Annotated in this window: 18 protein-coding genes; 7 read left to right on the top strand and 11 right to left on the bottom strand. The window is 39.9% G+C overall.

Going from position 1 to position 19457, the window contains the following annotated elements; all coding sequences use genetic code 11:
* Window positions 1–281: 281 nt before the first annotated feature.
* A complete protein-coding gene (locus KK487_RS12440; RefSeq protein ID WP_024601322.1) occupies window positions 282–809 on the top strand; it encodes a hypothetical protein in 528 nt (175 codons plus the stop codon).
* A 70-nt stretch (window positions 810–879) separates the two neighbouring features.
* Here KK487_RS12440 and KK487_RS12435 read toward each other — a convergent pair whose 3' ends face one another.
* Window positions 880–2067, bottom strand: a complete 1188-nt coding sequence (locus tag KK487_RS12435; RefSeq protein WP_252190547.1) for a GGDEF domain-containing protein — start codon at window positions 2065–2067, stop codon at window positions 880–882.
* 256 nt (window positions 2068–2323) lie between these two features.
* Window positions 2324–3466, bottom strand: a complete 1143-nt coding sequence (locus KK487_RS12430) for an alkene reductase (protein ID WP_175610027.1) — start codon at window positions 3464–3466, stop codon at window positions 2324–2326.
* Between the two features lie 110 nt (window positions 3467–3576).
* Here KK487_RS12430 and KK487_RS12425 point away from each other — a divergent pair, with 110 nt between their 5' ends.
* Window positions 3577–4350 (top strand): LysR family transcriptional regulator, encoded by a 774-nt coding sequence (locus KK487_RS12425; RefSeq protein ID WP_252190546.1) that lies wholly within the window; start codon window positions 3577–3579, stop codon window positions 4348–4350.
* Between the two features lie 114 nt (window positions 4351–4464).
* Here KK487_RS12425 and KK487_RS12420 read toward each other — a convergent pair whose 3' ends face one another.
* Together KK487_RS12420 and KK487_RS12415 are read right to left on the bottom strand one after the other, a co-directional pair.
* Window positions 4465–5733, bottom strand: a complete 1269-nt coding sequence (locus tag KK487_RS12420) for a mechanosensitive ion channel family protein (RefSeq protein ID WP_215521815.1) — start codon at window positions 5731–5733, stop codon at window positions 4465–4467.
* Window positions 5734–5852: 119 nt separating this feature from the next.
* Complete coding sequence (locus KK487_RS12415; RefSeq protein WP_215521814.1) at window positions 5853–7742, bottom strand: propionyl-CoA synthetase; 1890 nt, start codon at window positions 7740–7742, stop codon at window positions 5853–5855.
* Window positions 7743–7945: 203 nt separating this feature from the next.
* Between KK487_RS12415 and KK487_RS12410 the strand changes: the two genes are divergently transcribed.
* Window positions 7946–8356, top strand: a complete 411-nt coding sequence (locus tag KK487_RS12410) for a nucleotide triphosphate diphosphatase NUDT15 (RefSeq protein WP_215521813.1) — start codon at window positions 7946–7948, stop codon at window positions 8354–8356.
* Here KK487_RS12410 and KK487_RS12405 read toward each other — a convergent pair.
* Window positions 8353–9114: a substrate-binding periplasmic protein gene (locus KK487_RS12405; protein ID WP_024601316.1), complete on the bottom strand. Its 762-nt coding sequence runs from the start codon at window positions 9112–9114 to the stop codon at window positions 8353–8355. The genes KK487_RS12410 and KK487_RS12405 overlap by 4 nt on opposite strands.
* Window positions 9115–9207: 93 nt before the next feature.
* Window positions 9208–10206, bottom strand: coding sequence for an AraC family transcriptional regulator (locus KK487_RS12400; protein WP_215521812.1), 999 nt, complete (start codon window positions 10204–10206; stop codon window positions 9208–9210).
* Between the two features lie 96 nt (window positions 10207–10302).
* Here KK487_RS12400 and KK487_RS12395 point away from each other — a divergent pair, with 96 nt between their 5' ends.
* Window positions 10303–10752 carry an SRPBCC family protein gene (locus KK487_RS12395; protein ID WP_090493841.1) on the top strand — a complete coding sequence of 150 codons (450 nt, stop codon included), beginning with the start codon at window positions 10303–10305 and terminating at the stop codon, window positions 10750–10752.
* Complete coding sequence (locus tag KK487_RS12390; RefSeq protein WP_215521811.1) at window positions 10742–11566, top strand: sterol desaturase family protein; 825 nt, start codon at window positions 10742–10744, stop codon at window positions 11564–11566. Before KK487_RS12395 ends, KK487_RS12390 begins: the two co-directional genes overlap by 11 nt.
* A gap of 70 nt (window positions 11567–11636) precedes the next feature.
* On the opposite strand, the gene KK487_RS12385 is transcribed toward KK487_RS12390, so the two are convergent.
* The 3 genes from KK487_RS12385 to KK487_RS12375 form a co-directional block, all read right to left on the bottom strand.
* Window positions 11637–13826 (bottom strand): fasciclin domain-containing protein, encoded by a 2190-nt coding sequence (locus tag KK487_RS12385; protein ID WP_215521810.1) that lies wholly within the window; start codon window positions 13824–13826, stop codon window positions 11637–11639.
* 143 nt (window positions 13827–13969) lie between these two features.
* A complete protein-coding gene (locus tag KK487_RS12380; protein WP_215521809.1) occupies window positions 13970–14353 on the bottom strand; it encodes a hypothetical protein in 384 nt (127 codons plus the stop codon).
* Window positions 14350–14655 carry a hypothetical protein gene (locus KK487_RS12375; RefSeq protein WP_028835701.1) on the bottom strand — a complete coding sequence of 102 codons (306 nt, stop codon included), beginning with the start codon at window positions 14653–14655 and terminating at the stop codon, window positions 14350–14352. The genes KK487_RS12380 and KK487_RS12375 overlap by 4 nt, the downstream gene beginning before the upstream one ends.
* A gap of 283 nt (window positions 14656–14938) precedes the next feature.
* Here KK487_RS12375 and KK487_RS12370 point away from each other — a divergent pair, with 283 nt between their 5' ends.
* The gene (locus KK487_RS12370) at window positions 14939–15361 is read left to right on the top strand and encodes a VOC family protein (protein WP_024601311.1); all 423 of its coding nucleotides are present in this window, start codon (window positions 14939–14941) and stop codon (window positions 15359–15361) included.
* Between the two features lie 24 nt (window positions 15362–15385).
* On the opposite strand, the gene KK487_RS12365 is transcribed toward KK487_RS12370, so the two are convergent.
* Window positions 15386–17008 carry a sensor domain-containing diguanylate cyclase gene (locus KK487_RS12365; RefSeq protein WP_215521808.1) on the bottom strand — a complete coding sequence of 541 codons (1623 nt, stop codon included), beginning with the start codon at window positions 17006–17008 and terminating at the stop codon, window positions 15386–15388.
* A gap of 110 nt (window positions 17009–17118) precedes the next feature.
* A complete protein-coding gene (locus tag KK487_RS12360) occupies window positions 17119–17997 on the bottom strand; it encodes an AraC family transcriptional regulator (RefSeq protein ID WP_024601309.1) in 879 nt (292 codons plus the stop codon).
* 183 nt (window positions 17998–18180) lie between these two features.
* Here KK487_RS12360 and KK487_RS12355 point away from each other — a divergent pair, with 183 nt between their 5' ends.
* The gene (locus KK487_RS12355) at window positions 18181–19326 is read left to right on the top strand and encodes an iron-containing alcohol dehydrogenase (RefSeq protein WP_013465765.1); all 1146 of its coding nucleotides are present in this window, start codon (window positions 18181–18183) and stop codon (window positions 19324–19326) included.
* Window positions 19327–19457: the final 131 nt, after the last annotated feature.

Genomic DNA, 19457 nt, shown 5'->3' with positions numbered 1-19457 from the left:
TTTATAGCTGTGAATTAGCGCGGCACTTTAACGCTTTGTAAGACGTTAACAAAATACGCTTTCGCTATGGTATAGAATTAAAATGAATATAGTAATAATATTAAAGTATAACGAATGAGCACATTGTTGAAAAAATTAGCCCATATGATTGTATTTTCTTTAATTTATGGCGTTTACTAGATGAAAGTAAGATCTTAACTACAAATAAAATCGTAACCCTAATACGTAGTAATAAATTAATTTGTTCACTTTAGTTTTTATTTAAAAGAGGGAGTAGAGGTATGTTAAAGGCAATAATGGCACTGGTGATGGTTTTAGTGGTTAGTGGGTGTTCAACCCAATACCCAAACCAAGCACTACTTGGTAAGCAATTTCCTACTGTGACGGGAGAAAGCTTAGAGCAAAAGTCATTCACCATTCCTGAGGACTTTAACAACCCCAATACGTTGCTGTTAATTGGTTATAAACAAGATAGCCAGTTTGATATTGATCGTTGGCTTATTGGTTTAGATATGAGCGCAGTGGATGTGACCGCTTATGAGTTGCCCACTATTCAGGGGATGGTTCCTCGTATGTTTAGTACCTTAATTGATAGCGGTATGCGCAAAGGGATCCCAAAAGAGTTGTGGGGTGGGGTGATCACAATTTACAAAGATGGCGATAAAGTTCAAGCATTTACTGGTAACGAAAACCCTAACAACAGCCGCGTAATACTGCTTGATGAGAGTGGCAAAATTATTTACTTTTACGACCGTGGCTTTTCGGTCTCCGCGTTAAATAATTTAAAAGCAGTGATTGAAAAGCAATAGGTTGCAGGTAAAGTTAGCATGCCTTTGGGCATGCTATAACTAAACGTTAGCGTGCCACGTTACAAAAGCATTATTCGCTTACGTTGTTTCTGCCTTTCTTTTTAGCTCTATAAAGCGCTAAATCAGCATTTTTTAAAGCTTCGTCAAAGCTTTGTTTTGCTGTTCTTTGTGCTACTCCAATAGAAACAGTCACGTTCACCGTTTTATTGTCGTTTGGCTGTTTACCTTTGCGAGATTTTTTATCTGTGCGTTTTGGGTTTCTGATCACCATGTCGTAAGTTGCAATATTTTGACGCAGTGTTTCGAGTTCAGGAATTGACTGCTCAGCTGTTTTTCTTGGAAATACAACGGTAAATTCCTCTCCGCCATAACGGTAAATCTTGCCACCCCCTTTAACGCCACTCATTTTTGCTGCCACTAGCTTAAGTACTTGGTCGCCAATATCATGGCCATAGGTGTCGTTGAATTTTTTAAAGTGGTCAATATCGAGCATAGCAACAGTGTATTTTCGCCCTAATGATAGAGCAAGCTGATTAAGTGCGCGGCGCGTTGGTAAGCTCGTTAAATCGTCTCTGTAAGCTAAATAATAAGAGTCGGTACTCACCGCTAATAAATACAGAGAAGCCATAAGTACAGCAATGACAGACCAAGGAAAATCAATAACATGTTGTTGGTTAAGGCACCACACAATAAAAGTGATGAGTAACGCCGTTTGCGTCAGGTTATGTGTTCTTACGCTTTGCCAAATGAGTAAGCTGCCAATGAGCGACAGTGGTAAAGCTATGGGTAAATAAGGAAGCAGTTGAGTATAAACAGAAGGTTGTAATGATAGCCCTTGTAAATGCAGACTCAGTGCCAGCCACGCAAACGCTGCGCCGCCACATAGAATAATTAATAGGGTTCGGGTCGCAGTGTGTATTGATAAAAGTGCGCGTTCTTTAATCACGGCTAACAACATTAATAAACTTGCAGCGCATAGTAAAACCCAATCAGATTGCGCTTTAAGCCAACTTGACCAAGGCATAGCATACTCAAGTGAACATAAATAAAGTAACCAAAACGCGCACAAAATAGCAACTCGACTTCGATTAAACTGAGTGGCAAATATAGCGGTAATAATCAGTAATGGATAAACAAGATTATTAATAAGAGAGAGCTTACTTTGCCATTGGGTTTGAAATTGAGTTAATAACAAAAATAATCCACACACGGCTAAAAGACTCAAAGAAGTTGATTTAACTCCTGCTAATTTTAACAACCCATGCTCCAAAGGCCGATGCCTAAAAAAATAAAAGCTTATTGTATTGATATATAAAAATATTACTACTTTAATGCTTGTTAATTATTTAAAAGCAATACTTTAAAACTAATTTTAATGCTTTTTATCGACATTTTTTAACCAAATGTATGACATTTTAGTAAATGTAAAAATAGTGAGCAGATTAAATTCAACAAAGTGGGAGACGATGTAAAAAGCGTTTAAACATTGAATAAGGCCATCCATGGCCTATTAATTAATCGTTTTTGTAGTAAGGGTAGTCACTGTAACCTTGCTCAGTCCCGCCATACATAGTGGCTGCATCGGCTTCATTTAATGGCCATTGATTTTTTATGCGCGCTGGTAAATCAGGGTTTGCAATAAAAGGGCGACCAAAAGCAAATAAATCACCGTAGCCTTTAGCTAACATCGCCACCGCTTTTTCAACAGTGTACTTACCAGCGTAAATAATACGCCCAGAAAATTCAGCTCTAGCTGCTTGATAAAATAGCTCTGGTAAATCAGGAGCATTGTCCCAATCAGCTTCTGCAATTGAAAGGTAGGCAATACCGGCTTGTTCAAGTACTTTAATCGCTTCAATGTAGGTATGGTGTGGGTCTGATTCTACTAACCCTAAATAAACACGGGTTTCATCAGTACTGCTAAATAAGGGCGCAAATCTAACCCCTAAGCGCTCAGGGCCTACTACGTCACTTACTGCCGCGACAATTTCTTTTAAAAAGCGCAGGCGATTAGTAAGAGATCCGCCGTATTCATCATCTCGTTTATTGGTGTGCTCAGAAATAAACTGATTTACTAAATACCCATTAGCACAATGCAGTTCTACACCATCAAACCCCGCTTCTAGCGCATTACGGGCAGCTTGTGCATACATGCCAACAAGCTCTTTTACTTCATCGGTTGTTAAAGCTTGTGGTTCACTTGGGTTGGCTAAAGCGCCTTGAGCCGGTCCTGTTTCAATAAAGACTTTAACGCTATCAGCTATTAGAGCTGAGGGGGCAATAGGTTTGGCTTCATTAGGCTGTAAGCTGGTATGTGAAACGCGGCCAACGTGCCAAAGCTGGGCAAAAATAATTCCACCTTCTGCATGTACTGCATCAGTTACTTTTTTCCAACCAGCTATTTGTTGATTAGAATGAATGCCTGGTGTCCAGGCATACCCTTGTCCTCTTGGTTCAATTTGAGTGCCTTCGGTAACCATAAAACCAGCACTAGCACGCTGTGCATAATATGTGGCCATCACCTCGTTGGGGATATTGCCAGGAACTGTGCTGCGTGAGCGTGTAAGTGGCGGCATTACAATACGGTTTTTAAGTGTGTATGGGCCTAAATTGATTGATGAAAATAGACTGTCTATATTTTTACTTGGTTGACTCATTTTAATACCTTTTAAATTAATAATGCTGTTTAGCGCCAATTACAATGCTGGTGAGCATAGGGATTAAAAGGTACAATTTGAAACAATGCTTTTTTGTTTAAGATACAATTATGAATGGTATGTCTCGGCTTGATATAAAACAATTACGAATATTGAGTGCATTACTTAAACTAAAAAATGTGTCGGATGTGGCCCGCAAAATGGGCTTAACCCAGCAGGCTATTAGTGAGCAGCTGCGAAAATTGCGTGACTTATTTGACGATCGGCTTTTTATTCGCCAAGGCAATACAATGGTTGCAACACCTAAAGCAATTGCACTAGAGAAGCCCATTAATCAAATATTAACTCAGGTAGAAGCGTTATTAATACCTAAACAATTTATCCCAAGTAGCTACAAGGGCGTATTTACAATAAGTGCGACTGATTACGCTATAGCAGCTCTTTTGCCACAATTATTAGAAATAACAAGACGCGAAGCGCCAGGATTAAAGCTGATTATTCGTGACTTTGCCTCTGATAATGTTAATCAATTAATAAGTGCAGGAGAGCTGGATTTATTAATTAGTTTTCCTGAATTTATCCCTACAAACTTAATCTATGACACATTATTTGAAGAACAACATATTTGTATTGCGGGGAAAAACACGGTGTTTTCTTCATCGACGTTGAGCCTTGCTGAGGTGGCGGCACACCCTCAATTAGTGGTTTCAGCGTCACGTGCTAACTTAAGAGGCTCTCACGACCAATGGTTTGCTGATAAGGGCTATGCGCGCAATATAGTTATGTCAGTGCCTGGCTTTTCATTTGTCCCCGATTTGCTTTGCAGTACTGACTTAATTGCTTTTTACCCATCGCGTTTACTGCCAAACGCCAAAGTGAAATAGCTTGAAGTTGAATTATTACCACCGCCATTTAAGGTGATTGCAGCGTGGCATCCACGTTCAAATAACAGCGATATTCACCAGTGGTTAATAGGGCAATTAAAACGGATTTAGTGATTATTTAATTAGTTGACGAATATCGTTCCCTGTTGGTGCCTCATGGGCACGTAACGAAAAGGCGGGTAATATCGCTAATATATGGTCAAATATATCTGACTGAATATTTTCATACTCACCCCAATTAGTTGTATTGGTAAATGCATAAATCTCAATGGGTAAGCCATTTTTAGTTGGCTCTAGCTGCCTTACCATCAGTGTCATTCCCTGATGAATATGTGGGTGATGTTTTAATAGCGCGACTAAATAATGACGAAATGTGCCAACATTAGTGAGCCGACGACCATTTAACGTACAGCTCATATCTACTTTTTTTGTGGTATTTTGCTCGTTGATAACCGGTAGGGTAATTTCGAGGTAGTGACTTAATAAATCTGCTTTTTTCAGCGCGGTGATCTCTTGCTCATCTAAAAAGCGCACACTGCTCATTTCTATATGGATACTCCGTTTTATGCGCCGCCCACCGGATTCTGACATACCGCGCCAGTTTTTAAATGAGTCAGAAATTAGCGCATAGGTTGGAATAGTGGTAATGGTTTTATCCCAATTTCTTACTTTAACTGTGGTCAAGGCTATATCAATCACATCGCCATCAGCGCCGTATTTGGGCATTTCTAACCAATCACCAACCGCAAGCATATTGTTTGCTGAGAGCTGAATACCGGCCACCAGCCCTAAAATAGCGTCCTTAAACACCAGTAGCAGTACAGCCGATAGCGCACCTAAACCACTGAGTAATATTAACGGGGATTTATTCATTAATAATGAAATCGCTAAAATACCGGTTAATACGCTGGCGATCAGTTTAATTGTTTGTAAAAAACCACGTAATGGAAAGTGAGCTGCAATGGGTTGCCTGTCAGATATTGCTTGAAAAATATTGAGCAAAGAGAACAGCGAGAGCAGTGCAAATAAAATGATCCACTGATCAGTAAACATCTCAATGATATGTAAAAAAGCCGTTCCTTCGGGAACCCAAAGCCTAGCTTGTATAACAACCACAGCACCTTGTAAAACAAAGGAAATATTACGTGTTAATTTAAGCGCTAAGTCGGCAGGCGTGTGGGTATCAGTTTGAACAACTTTATCACTAAAGCGGCCTTTAAGTAGTCGTTTTGAAACTGACCTTAAGATGAGGTGCAATATGAGCGCAAATAAGCCAACCCAGCACAGTACTAATATGTTGTACCATAAATGCGCACTCCCAGGAAAATAAAGACTAAACCATTGCAGTAAAAATTCTCGCAGCTGCGATCGTATTTCAGTCATTTATATTCCCAAGAGATTTATTTGCGTGAGTTTCATCTATTTAATGAAATCTAGTTAAGCAGATGGGGCGAGAAAAGTCTATTTAAGCCGCGCTTAAATAGACGTTTTAAAAATAATATTTATATTTTATTTTCAGCAAGTTGCAGAGTTAACTCCTCAAAAATACTCGGATCGTCAATGGTTGATGGAATTTGCAGTTCTTCACCATCAATAAGTTGACGTAAGTTTTTGCGTAAAATTTTACCTGAGCGTGTTTTTGGTAAGCGTTCTACACACATAATATTTTTAAGACACGCAATAGCGCCGATTTGATTACGCACGGTTTGCACCAATTGCTGCTCTACTTCTTTATGCGAGCCATGAAAATCATTTTTTAACACTACCATGGCCATGGGGTTTTGACCCTTGAGCGCATCATTAACACCAAATACGGCACACTCAGCAACCGCGGGATGAGCGGCTACAATTTCCTCCATTTCACCGGTTGATAAACGATGTCCCGCGACATTAATCACATCATCGGTGCGGCCCATAATAAATAGGTAGCCATCATCATCAATATAACCGCCGTCGCCAGAAAGATAATAGCCTTCATATTCACTTAAATAACCGGCTTTAAAGCGTTCGGTATTTTGCCAAATAGTGGGTAAACATCCTGGCGGTAAAGGCAGTTTAATAACGACTGCACCTTGTTCATTGGGGGCGCATTCGTCACCATTCATATCTAAAATACGTACGTCAAACCCAGGAGTCGCAACCGTTGAACTGCCTGCTTTTGTAGGTAGGTGCTCAATGCCGACAGGATTACAGGCTATCGCCCAACCAGTTTCGGTTTGCCACCAATGATCAAGCACAGGTAGGCCTGTTTTTTCTTTGAGCCAATCGTAGGTGGGGGGATCTAAGCGCTCGCCTGCTAAAAACAAGCGTTTCAGACTTGAAGTATCGTATTGTTTAAACCCATCGGCATTGGGATCTTCTTTTTTTATCGCTCTAAAGGCCGTTGGTGCGCTAAATAAAGCCGTTACTTTATACTGTTCAACCACTCGCCAAAATGCACTGGCATCTGGGGTTCTAACTGGTTTACCTTCAAATAAAATAGTGGCACAGCGGTACATAAGCGGGGCATACACTATGTACGAATGGCCTACAACCCAACCAATATCCGAAGCGGCCCAAAACACGTCACCAGGTTTCATTCCGTATACGGTTTCCATGCTGTAATGCATGGCCACGGCATGGCCGCCATTTTCACGAACAACTCCCTTGGGAGTACCGGTTGTGCCTGACGTGTATAAAATATAAAGCGGGTGATCGCCATTTACCGGAACGGGATCAACGCCAGTAGCTGTTTGCATTGCAACAGCCCAGTCAATATCACGCTCAGGCATAAGTGGTGCAGTTACTTGTTCACGCTGATAAATAATACAATGTTCTACTTTATAAGAGGCTGATTCGAGGGCGTTATCAAGTAACTCTTTGTATTCAATTACGGTATTCACTTCCACACCGCAAGAGGCACTGAGTACTAACTTAGGCTTGGCGTCATCAATACGTACCGCTAATTCATGTGCTGCAAACCCGCCAAAAACAACTGAATGAATAGCGCCGATGCGGGCGCAGGCTAACATACCAATTACGGCCTCGGGGATCATGGGCATATAAATAACCACGCGGTCGCCTTTTGTTACGCCTAAAGACTGCATTACTCCTGCGAATTTAGCGACTTCTTGTTGCAGTTCAAAGTAGCTGTAGCTGCGCGCGGTATTGGTTACGGGTGAGTCATAAATTAACGCTGTTTCATCACCATGGCCTGCAATAACATGCTGATCTACCGCTAAAAAGCAGCTATTAAGTTGGCCGTCGGCATACCAGTGATATAAACCGTTTTCATCTTGTGTGTAAGCTGTTTCGGGAGCCTGGTACCAAGGGAGGCGTTTACTTTGCGATAACCAAAACGCTGCCGGGTTTTGTTTAAACTCGTTGTAGTGTTGTTTGTATTCACCTGACATAAAGGCTCCTGAGCAAAATTTAATATAACTTTATTTAAAACTAAGCGCTTTTTATCAGGAGTGATATTCGACTATGGTCGGTTAAATAATAAACGGATTGTTTGGTTTTTAGCTAACGCTATGGTTTATAAAGAACTAACGACTAGTTTGATGATTTAAATGAGGTAACATATAAAAATGATGAACTATTTAATGTGGTAATAATGAGTCAAGTTGTCAGAGTAGGCGTTGCAGTGATAGTAATGCATGATAATAAAATTTTACTCGGTGAACGGTTAGGTGCGCATGGTGCAAATACGTGGGCAACCCCTGGGGGGCATTTAGAATTTGGTGAAACGGTTGAGCAATGTGCAGTGCGCGAAGTCGCAGAAGAGACAGGGCTTACTGTTACTAATATTCGTAAACTCGATTTTACCAACGATATTTTTAGCGCCGAGAACAAGCACTATATTACTTTATATGTGCAGGCAAAGTATGAAGGTGGCGAGCCTGTGAATAAAGAGCCTAACAAATGTTTACAGTGGCGTTGGTGTGATATTAATAACTTACCTTCACCTTTATTTACTTCATTAAAAAATTACTTAACGCAAGGCGTTTTACCTACTCAATACTAAAGGCGCGTTGGAATAGGGAGCTGCCATTTATTTAAAATTTGTTGGTATTCACCGCTTTCTTTTATCGCGTTTAATCTATCAGTAATAATTTTTGCTGTTTGCGGGTTAAGCTGCTTACTTGCTGCAAAGTGAAGAGAAGAAGGTAGCTCATCTAAATGTATACGCTTAGTAATTAAGTTTGGGTCGAGCCCTGCTCGCTTTAACTCGTTTTCAAGGGTGAGGGTGTTAGTCACCACAAAATCGATACGATTTTTATACAGCATTCTCCATAGCTGCTGGTAGTAACTGACTAAGACTAGATTCTCACTTTCAGTAAAGCCTTGAGCTTCTAAATAAGCTTGTGCAGAATAACCGCGAATAGTGGCCACTTTGTATTCTTTGGCAAAGTTTAAGTGAATCACTTCATCGTTATGACTGCGTAAACTTACTAGGTATGCATCTGCAAAATACACTTTTCCCAGCCACTTAAACTGGCTGTTTCTGTTTGGCGTTTTTAACAGTGACAGCATGATGGCATTAGGATTGGCTTGTTGTTGTTGAAACATACGCGCCATCGGCATTATTTCAAACGTTGCTGTTAAAGCCGTGCCTTTTAATACTGCTTTAGCGATATCTACTAAGGCACCCTGCGCTTCACCTTGAGGGTTTTTAAAATGATAAGGGGGCAAATCTTCAGCGATGAAGGTAACCGGGTTTGCGTGACAGACCGCACTATAAAAAACCAATACAAAAACAGTTAACATCATACGCAAACGCATAAATAATTGTCTTTAAAGCAATACATGAGGCTAGTGTAAATAAAATCAATAAAAAGGTACACGTTAAATGTGTGTTTTAGGTAATCAAATTGTTTAATTATTGTTTTTTATAAATTGACGAGGTGAGCATTGATACCAGCGCTTAAAGGCGCGATTAAAAGAGCTTTGATCATTAAACCCCAACATAGTTGCAATACTGCTTAGCGAATAATGAGGAATATAAGTTAACAAACGGCGTTTTTGCTCTTGCTCAAGAAGAGCGGCAAAATTGATGTTTTCTTGCTTTAGATGACGTTGCACTGTGCGCGGGGTCATATTTAAAGCACTAGCCGTTCTGATCAGTGAACAGTCCTGCAAATCATATTTAGCCATTAAAATATGATTAATTTTTTCTGTTAATAATTGCTGACTTTTAAATTGGGATAGCTGTTGCTCTGACATTTGCTTTAGCACAGCGTTAATCTGGGAGTTATCGGTTTTAAAAGGAAGGGTTAAGTAACTACTTGGAAACTCTACTTGATTAAAGTTAGCGCCAGCTTTTACTGGGCAATTAAACCATTGCGCTAATTGTTGTAACTCACTGTCTGAAAAATGTGCTGTAAAATAAACGCAACTAGGCGAAAGCTGAGGATTAAGCAGTTGGCGTATAACACTTACCCACGCGGTCATATTTCTTAATACGGCTTGTGGACTGCACTGTGGGTCTGCTAACCAGGTTACCTTGCAAAGTGTTTGTTGCTGTTCAAACTCAGCACGCCCTATGTTAGCCACTAAACTGTCGTAGCTCAGTAATGCAGTAATGGCACTGGCTAGATTAGTACTCGATTCAATTAAATACCCAAGTACACCAAAATCAGCGGTACGTATTTGTTTTCCTAATTCAAACCCGAATAAGGAGTCATTTAGCGTTTGCTGTGCATAACTAAGCAGCGCATTATAGCTTTTTAAGCTAATACGAGGCGCTAATTGTTGTGTTTGCTTATTTGTATATTCATCAAATTCAATGGCAGTTAGTATCTCTTTGCTATCTAATCCTGTGCTTTGAAGATAATCCAAACAGCTAGAAAAGTAATGATCGGCTAAGGTTTTCATTTGTCGCCTAAAGCTAAAAAATAGTCATCTAATCGCAAGTTTGCCATGCAATATTTTTATATGCTAGAGATCTATAAAAATAATATGGGGCACACAATGATTGAGATAAACGTTAAACATAGTGTGGCAGCAACGCCTGAACAATTACGCACCTTATTATTAGCGCATGCTGATTTGGGGCGCTTTTTTAATGCGCAGTTTGAAGTGTTAACACCGCAAGACTCGGGTGAAATAAGTGGTGGAAAAGGCACCATTAGACAAATAAAAATGCAAGGTACAACATTTAAGGAGCAAATAATAACGGCCGATAATAGCCACATTTGTTACCGCATTTTAGGGGATAAACCTGTTGCACAGCACCGTGGTGATATTTACTTAAAAGCCAATAATACTCAGCCATCACTCACCGAGATCAGCTACCATATTCGTTGTATTGCGCCTTTGTGGTTACCCGACTTTATACTGGCTTTTTTTATAAAAAAAGATGTTAGCCAAGCACTTAAAAAAATAGCCAGCTATTTTCAGGAGAAACGTCATGAGCATTGAAATTATTTTATTGGCACTGAGCCCTATTTTTTTGCTGTTTGTAGGGGTTGAGTTTATAAAATTTAGACGTTACTACGATATAAAAGACAGCTTAGCCAACGCGTTACTTGCTTTATTACATCAAGGAGCTGATGCCATTGCGTTATTATTATTAATGCCGTTTTTTTATTGGTTGTATCAGTTTCGGCTATTTGATATTGAATTGACGCTATTTACTGTATTAGGCGCTTTTTTACTGCAAGACTTTTTATACTATTGGTTTCATCGTGCATCACATCATATTCATTGGTTATGGGCCGCTCATGTAGTGCATCATAGTTCTACTAAAATGAACTTTACCACGGCATTTAGGCAAAGTTTAATGTATCCGCTGGCGGGAATGTGGCTATTTTGGTTGCCGATGATATTAATAGGCTTTGAGCCTGTGATTGTTTTTGCGGTGGTGGCACTTAATTTGGCTTATCAATTTTTTGTACACACGCAAGTGGTAAAAAAGCTCGGTTGGTTTGAAGCATTATTTAATACCCCATCGCATCATCGGGTGCACCACGCTATAAATAATGGCTACTTAGATAAAAACTTCGCTGGCGTTTTAATTATTTGGGATAAATTATTTGGCACTTATGTAGAAGAGGATGAAAACAAGCCCTGTAAATACGGCATTATTGGTCAATTAAACAGTAATAACCCGATCAAAATCACCTTTCATCAGTGGCAGTATTTATTTAAAAGTACTTACCAAGCTAAAGGGTTAAAAGCCAAGTTAAACGTGTTGTTTGGCTACCCAACAAGCTCTCAACGTAGTAATAAGTAAGCCTATATTTATATAAAAAAAGCCAGGAGCAAATAGCATCACTCCTGGCTTATCTCACAGTAAAATTTAGTTATTTGGCCGTTGTGATCACTGTATCAATTAAGTGTACAACGCCATTACTAGTGTAAATATCAGTGGTTGTTACATTGCTGCCAGCTACTTGTAGTGATGTAGCCGGTAAGCTTACTTGCCACCAAATATCGTTCACAGCTTGACCATTATTCTGACCAGCTGCCGTATCACCTGAGAAGGTATATAAAGGGCGGCCAAGGTAAGCGACTTGCATGCTGTCATCTGAGCGAGCAATCAATGATAAACCCGGAATATTTTCGATAGACGCCGCAGTACCTAACACGGGTGGCCACGTTGTTGCACAAGCTGCTTCACATACGCTCATTGCCTCACCTAAGTCGTTATCAAATACATACACGGTTTTACCAGGCATTGCATCGGCCATACCCGTTACTAAACGATTATTTGTTGCATCATAAGCTACGCTGTCTGTTGCTGTATTTTCGGTGCTGGTAAAATCTACCACGTTTACGCTTAGCATATTATCAGCAAGTGTAGTGACCATTTTACCATTGGCTGCAAATGCATCGGTACTTCCAACTTGAGCGCCTAATACATGTTGAGTCAAAACACCTGTTAGTGCAGCGGTGTCAGCCAATAAGGCATCTAAATCAGCGGAAGGGATTTTACTAAATGCCGCATTTGTTGGTGCAAATACAGTAAATGATTGAGTGGTATCGTTAAACGTATCAACTAACCCTGCTGCTTGCAGTGCAGTTACTAATGTAGATAATGCAGGCGTTTCTGTGGCAACTGTTGCAATAGTTTTAGTCGGTGTGCCGACTTCAGCCGGTGGCATAATCACTTTATTTAATACATGAATAACGCCGTTGCTAGCGGTTACATTTGCCTCTGTGATTGCCGAATCATTGATAAATAGCGAGCTATTTACATAAGAAATAGCAGCCATGTCGCCATTGGCCATTTCTACTTTGTTACTATTGCTATTAGCAATGGCTACAGCGTCATCAGATAAAACAGTGGCGTCAGGGAATACATGGTAAAGCAAAATATCACGAAGCGTATCTGTATCAGCTAACAGCGCATTAATTGTATCCTGACCGAGCGCTGCAAATGCATCATCCGTAGGAGCAAATACACTAAAAGTGTTATCTGGATCAGCAACTAACGTATCTAAGCCTGTTGCCGTTAGCGCAGCAAGAAGTGTAGTAAAGTTACCATTTGCACTGGCTATATCAGCAATTGTTCCTGCGCTTTGCGGTAAGGTTACATCAGAAATAATAACCGAATCGATTACATGGATAACACCGTTAGAAGTCATAATATCTTTAACAATGATGTTTGCACCGCCAAACGACAACATATTTGTATCTGCGTTTATCGCGATTGGAAGTGTATTGCCTAATAGCGTTTCAGCTGATTGGCCGTTTAAAGACATTGCAGTGACTGAATCAACTGACCCAACAAGCACATGCTGCTTTAAAACATCCGCTAAAACGGTGGGATTAGCCAGTAATGTGTTTAAAAAGTTGCTACCAATTGCCTCGAATGCAGCATCCGTAGGGGCAAATACGGTAAATTCTGATGATTCGTCCGCTAGTGCTGAAGTAAGGGATGCAGCGTCAAGAGCCGCAAGTAACGTACTAAAGTTACCAGCTTGCTGAGCTGTTTCAATAATATTATTGGTTGGCGCAGTTTCTGACACTGTTTTTGGTGTGAGCACTGCATCAATAACATGAATAATTCCGTTATCAGTCACAATGTCGGTCATTGTTACTGTGCTGGTATTAACTAATAAATTCTCACCATCTAAAGATAAAGCAATGCTTTGCCCGTTAACAGTTTCAACGGTAGTACCCGCTAAACCAATCGCAGTTTGTGCATCGACTCTGCCAGAGACCACATGGTAAGTTAAAATTGAGCTTAGCGTGTCTGTATCAGCTAATAAGTTATTAATGGTTTCTTCGCCTAGTAATGCAAACGCATCATCGGTAGGGGCAAAAACAGTATAACTGGTGGTTAAATCATCAAGGGTTTCATCTAGGCCGGTTGCTTCAAGTGCTGCAACAAGGGTAGTGAATTCTCCAGAGTCCTGTGCGGCATCAAAAACAGAAACGGCTGGTTGTGGATCTACAGTGACAGGGGCGTTGTTATCGTCGTCGCTACTACAACCTTGAATGAGTAACAAGGGAAGTATGATAGCACCGAGCTTAAATACTTTATTCATAATTTTTCCTTTAATTGAATGTTACAGTGTTACAGCTTTGTGAACTCTACGTAGCCAAACTCTGTATTGATCAAAAAAAGGAGCATTATTTTTGTACGATTTAATAGGTGTAAGATTTAATTGAACTTTTATTCAAGTAAGTCTTAAATTTTAGTTTTTTTACTGCGAGGCGCACCCAGTAAAATAAAAAGGTGGCAAATACACACTGATAAAAATGCACTAATTCCCAAAGCGCCACCAAAGCCATCAAGAATGGGAACCAAATAGGCAAAAAACAATGAAAATATAATTGCTGAACTGGCAAGCGTATAAACACCAAAGCGGTGAGGGGCGCTCATGCCAATAAAGGTGCCGCCAAAAAAAACGATACTATAGAGTTCTGCGTTGAGGCTCAGCTGTGTAAAAATCAGATAGGCAATAATTGAGAGTGCAGCGGAGGCTCTTATAGCATCAAAGCGGTTATGCTTTGCTAAATAAAAGGTAAAAAAAGCACCAGCCAAGGCTAATACTGGGTATGTAATAGTCATATCAGCAATCCTTTAGCTAAAACAAACAGGGCTACACTGGCAAATGCAATACTGCCTAATCGTCCGCCAAATCCTGCAAATACATTAAGTGTTAGTGTATATAAAACAGCGCCAATGGCAGAAATAATAGCGATTTCCCAATAGTTGCTAATTAAGTTGGTGGAACACATACCGGCAAAACTACCTGCATAAATGGAGGCATAAGGGTGGTTTTGATAACGTGCAGGAAACGGAATAAATGAGCCGATGAGGCCTGTTAAAGCAGCAGACACAACAATAGGTAATGCCAATGTGGTATGCATTATAAAGCACGACAAGCAGCCGATAAAAAAGGTGATGAATTTTAAAAGTATGAATTTAGTCATAAGGCGCACATCATAAAGGTTCAGTTTTAGCTTTAATAGTTAAAATCGACAATTTAAGACTAAAAGCGATATATGGCTCCCAAAAGAGCAAATAACCGTGGCTTTAAATTAAATGTACGCAATGAATGACTAAAAATAATGCCGTTAATGTTCTATAAATTACAAATTATGTATAATGCAGCATATTTCATATATTAAAAGTTATAACCTAAGGTAATTTATGTCTAACTGTTTGCATTTGGCTATTCCAGCTGGTGATCTTGAAAAAGCGAAAGCGTTTTATTGTGACGTGCTTGGTTGTAAAACGGGTAATAGTGAAGCTGGGCGATGGGTAGACATTGATTTTTGGGGTAACGAGTTAACGCTTCATCAAAGCACAGAGCGCTTACCAACAGTGCGTCATGATGTTGATATGGGCGCAGTAGCTGTACCGCATTTTGGTATTCACTTATCTGAAGATGAATTTCAGGCGTTAAAAACTCGGATTGCGGCTGCTGGCCTTGAATATTTAGATAAGCCTTACCGCCGTTTTGTAGGTGATGAATTTGAGCAAGAAACGTTTTTTATTGAAGATCCAAATGGTAACGTTTTAGAAATGAAAACTATGGTAAACCCAGAAGTATTATTCAAAAAAGGCGAGTAATGATTATGCGCCTAAACGATTACTTTAGGCGTTTTCTCTTGTGTAGGTTTGCTTAGCCTGCGCTTTTCGTAAAGACTTTTTCTGATACATTGCTTCATCACCGGCTTTTAAAACCTCATCTAAATTTTTAGGCGCTTCGCTATAGTTTATTTGTCCTACGCTTGCGTAAATAGCGATGGTGTTGCCTTGGTGTTCTAAGCTAAGCGCATTTAATTTTTGTTCAAGGGTCGCAACTCGCTGGTTAATTTTATCTTTGCTGGTAAATAATGCCATAGCCACAAACTCATCTCCGCCTAAGCGGCCAACTGCGTCTTCACTGCGCATATGCTGACTAATTGACTCTGCCACCGTACAGAGTACTTTATCGCCAACATCATGGCCGTAGGTATCATTTATTGCTTTAAATCGGTCTAAATCGATATATAAAAAACACAACACGCCACCACGTTGAGCATGTTTTTTTAATAACTCATTAGCTTTTAAACTCCAGCCTCGGCGGTTATAAATATGACAAAGATGATCGTAATTAGCGTGCTGTTCAGCCCGTTTTTTAGCATAACTGAGTCGTTGAATTCGCCTACCAACTGCAATAGCAAGAAGCAGAGATTCAATTGTAAAAGCAATCACAAACCCATAACGCTGCATAAAAGGACTGTATTCGGTTAGTAACACTCTAAATATCATGCTGATAAACACGCAGCTTAAGGCAATAAATACCAAGCTGGCTTCGTTAATGCCTTGTTTAGCTTGCACGGCTGAGAGTATAAAAATGGTCATAACAATCAGTAATGACAAATAGCCAGTAACGATTGTGGTGATATTAGTAATAGCGGGTAAATCTAAAGCTATTTTTTGTAAGCACAAAGTCAGTACACATAACGCGATAATTTTTAATGCATAACTTAATTTGCGCCAATACTCAGGTAGCTCTAATAGTGCGCTCATAAACCAAGTAGCACTGACTATAGTTAAACCAATACTTAATGTATAAAGGTGGCTGATATATGCAGAAAAGTAGCCATTGGTAAATAAATAGGGCTGGCCTTCTTGTAAAAAAATAAAGCTAGCGATACAAAAAAGATAGATGCCATACAGTTTAAAAATAGCGTCTTTAATGCCATAACCTATTATTAAAGCATAAAAAATAAGCGTTGCGCATAATCCATAAAACACCCCAAATATTAAATTGTACAACTGCACCTTTTCAATAAATTGCTGTGAGTCTAGCCAAGTAAACCAGGGGTTATAGCTGGCAGTAGTGGTTAAAGTTAGCTTTGCATTAAAGCTGCCTTGTTCCATTAAAATAGCCATTTGATTTGTTTTTAAAGGGGCTTTTAATTGGTTATTTTGTTGCCACGAAAAACGTTCAAGTGCAGGGCGAGTAAACGTAAAAACACCGCTTTGGTTTAGCGTACATACCAACTCAAATTGGTTAATGCCTTTTTCTAGTTTTATGTCTGCAGCAATACCTTGCGATAAGGGAATGGATACACTGTTTGCGATAGATTTTAAATTGCAGCTATCTTTTGCAATAGCTGTATTGCAGATAAGAAAAATAAAAATGACAAATAAAGCACCGCAAAATTTAATACATAAGGAGGTGGTTGTATGTAAGTGCTTCCTTATTGTTACGGTGTTATTGAGCATAGTAGGGTTATAAAAATGGCAGTTGCCCTATATTAACAAAGCGTGTTATCTTTGCTAGTAAAAGTTAATAATAAAGTTTGATATAGCGCATGAATGGGTAAATCTTATTTTTATAACTGTATTTCACTCGGAGTTTTATTAAAGTGGCGTTTAAACTCACGGCTAAACTGTGATGCACTGGTGTAACCTACCTTAAAAGCAGCTTCATTTGCTTTGCTGCCCGCTGTGGTAATTAACTCTTTTGCTTTAGCTAAACGTACTTTTTTTAAGTATTGTAAGGGAGATTCAAACGTTACCTGTCTAAATGCACGATGAAAAGAGGATACGCTCATATTTACCTCTTCTGCTAAACCTTCAACAGTAATAGGGTTTGCATAGTCCTGATGCATCGTTGCTAGTGTGCGAGCTATACGCGCATAATGGCCATCATGCATAGCTAGGCCTATTAAAGTATTCCCTTGGGGGCCGCAAAGGACACGATACACTAGCTCTTTTACTATATCTTCGCCGAATACCTCAGCCTCAAGTGGATTATTTAAAACCGTTAGTAACCTACATGTTACCTGCTCCATTGCGCAGTCTAGCTTTGCTGATTGTACTGCGCCAATGTTCGCGCTGGAGACAGATAAAGGCTGGTGCTGCATCATCTGATTAACCAGCTTGTGCAACATGACAGGGTTTATATCTATAGCTATGCCCATAACCGGTAAGTCATTATCGGTAAAAGCTTCACACTCTAATGGGACCGGTACACCTAGTACCAAGTAATCACCTTCGCCGTATTTTATTTGATGTTCTGGGAAGTGAATTATTTTATGGCCTTGGCCAACCACGATTATGCCTGAATTATAAATAAGCGGCTGGCGCGGTGAGCTTTTGGTAGCGCGATGAAAATACACCCCAGGAATAATTGTTTCCATGGTGCCCTCAAAGCTTAGTAAATTATTGTGCTCGGCGTATTGTTGCAACATTTTGGCTATGATGGGCATAAAAGTATCTGTAATTAAAATATTTTGCGTAAAATAACAGTGCTGGTAGTTTTAGGCAAGCTTTAGGCAGTTATTGGGCTTTTTATATATTAACTTTGCTACTAATATGCATTCATCAAAGCTTTACTTGATATGTGACTAAGTAAAGCATTATGAAATTAACCGTCACCTAGGAGCAAAATAATGAAATTTAGCTACGTAAATCCCACTCTCATCCAATTTGGCCAACAGCAAATTGCCGCACTTAGCGACTTGATCGCAAAAGATCAAAAAGTATTAGTTGTTTATGGCGGCGGCTCAATTAAAAAGAACGGCGTGTATGACCAAGTTGCTGCTGCACTTGAAGGTTTTGATTGGGTAGAATTCTCGGGCGTGGGTGCTAACCCAACAATTGAAGTACTTGACCAAGCGGTTAAAATTTGTAAAGAACAAGATATCGACTTTGTATTAGGTGTCGGCGGCGGCTCTGTAATAGACGGCGTTAAATACATTGCGGCTTCTGCAGTATACGACGGCGAAGGTTGGGACATTCCTACTGGCAAGCATACAATTACTAGCGCATTACCAATTGGTGCCGTATTAACGCTACCAGCTACAGGTTCTGAATCTAACCAAAACTCAGTGGTAAGCAAAGAAGCGACTAAGCAAAAATTGCCGTTTGCTTCACCAGAAGTACTGCCTAAATTTGCGATTATGGATCCTGATGTAATGAAAACATTACCACAGCGCCAGCTTGTAAATGGCTTAGTTGATGCGTGGGTGCATACTTGTGAGCAATACCTTACGTTCCCTGAAGGCGCATTGGTACAAGAAGGATACGCAGAGGCACTGTTAAAAACGCTCAAAACACTGGGCGATAACTTTGAAAACCAAGACGATGCATGGCGTGCAAACCTTATGTGGGCAGCTAACCAAGCACTTAATGGCTTAATTGGTTCTGGCGTATCGCAAGATTGGGCAACCCACATGATTGGTCATGAGCTTACTGCTGCCTATGGTGTTGACCATGCGCGTTCGCTTGCTATTGTTCAGCCTTCTTTATTGCGCAATCAATTTGCAGTTAAAAAAGCGAAACTAGAGCAAATGGGTAAAAACGTATTTGGCCTTGAGCAAACAGACGATTTAGCAGAGCAAACAATTCAAGCGATTGAAGCGTTTTACCACAGCCTTGAGGTTGCAACACAGCTAACTGAACATGGTGATGATAAAGCGGCTGCCATTGATAATATTATTGGCAAACTAGAAGCACATGGCATGGTTGCCCTTGGTGAAAACCAAGCGATTACGCTAAAAGAAAGCCGTGAAATTTTAGAACACGCGGTTGCTTAAGCGTTAATTTTAAAAAACCACTGGCTATTAAAGCCGGTGGTTTTTTGTTTTATAGTTAACCTCAGTAAACGCAATTGGCGCCATTAATTGATAAAAAGCCCTTTATTGTCGTTTGCCGCTAATATACTATG

Origin of the sequence: Pseudoalteromonas sp. SiA1 (assembly GCF_018732205.1) — a bacterium.
Classification (GTDB): Bacteria; Pseudomonadota; Gammaproteobacteria; order Enterobacterales; family Alteromonadaceae; genus Pseudoalteromonas; species Pseudoalteromonas tetraodonis.
This window is presented reverse-complemented; position numbering and strand designations above follow the sequence as displayed.

Bases quoted from the DNA above. Each gene is read 5' to 3' on its own strand.
- KK487_RS12425 (WP_252190546.1), top strand. From the start codon at position 3,577: ATGAATGGTATGTCTCGGCTTGATATAAAACAATTACGAATATTGAGT.
- KK487_RS12395 (WP_090493841.1), top strand. From the start codon at position 10,303: ATGATTGAGATAAACGTTAAACATAGTGTGGCAGCAACGCCTGAACAA.
- KK487_RS12390 (WP_215521811.1), top strand. From the start codon at position 10,742: ATGAGCATTGAAATTATTTTATTGGCACTGAGCCCTATTTTTTTGCTG.
- KK487_RS12400 (WP_215521812.1), bottom strand. From the start codon at position 10,206: ATGAAAACCTTAGCCGATCATTACTTTTCTAGCTGTTTGGATTATCTT.
- KK487_RS12430 (WP_175610027.1), bottom strand. From the start codon at position 3,466: ATGAGTCAACCAAGTAAAAATATAGACAGTCTATTTTCATCAATCAAT.
- KK487_RS12355 (WP_013465765.1), top strand. From the start codon at position 18,181: ATGAAATTTAGCTACGTAAATCCCACTCTCATCCAATTTGGCCAACAG.
- KK487_RS12385 (WP_215521810.1), bottom strand. From the start codon at position 13,826: ATGAATAAAGTATTTAAGCTCGGTGCTATCATACTTCCCTTGTTACTC.
- KK487_RS12360 (WP_024601309.1), bottom strand. From the start codon at position 17,997: ATGCCCATCATAGCCAAAATGTTGCAACAATACGCCGAGCACAATAAT.
- KK487_RS12420 (WP_215521815.1), bottom strand. From the start codon at position 5,733: ATGACTGAAATACGATCGCAGCTGCGAGAATTTTTACTGCAATGGTTT.
- KK487_RS12405 (WP_024601316.1), bottom strand. From the start codon at position 9,114: ATGCGTTTGCGTATGATGTTAACTGTTTTTGTATTGGTTTTTTATAGT.
- KK487_RS12440 (WP_024601322.1), top strand. From the start codon at position 282: ATGTTAAAGGCAATAATGGCACTGGTGATGGTTTTAGTGGTTAGTGGG.
- KK487_RS12415 (WP_215521814.1), bottom strand. From the start codon at position 7,742: ATGTCAGGTGAATACAAACAACACTACAACGAGTTTAAACAAAACCCG.
- KK487_RS12370 (WP_024601311.1), top strand. From the start codon at position 14,939: ATGTCTAACTGTTTGCATTTGGCTATTCCAGCTGGTGATCTTGAAAAA.
- KK487_RS12410 (WP_215521813.1), top strand. From the start codon at position 7,946: ATGAGTCAAGTTGTCAGAGTAGGCGTTGCAGTGATAGTAATGCATGAT.
- KK487_RS12365 (WP_215521808.1), bottom strand. From the start codon at position 17,008: ATGCTCAATAACACCGTAACAATAAGGAAGCACTTACATACAACCACC.
- KK487_RS12380 (WP_215521809.1), bottom strand. From the start codon at position 14,353: ATGACTATTACATACCCAGTATTAGCCTTGGCTGGTGCTTTTTTTACC.
- KK487_RS12375 (WP_028835701.1), bottom strand. From the start codon at position 14,655: ATGCATACCACATTGGCATTACCTATTGTTGTGTCTGCTGCTTTAACA.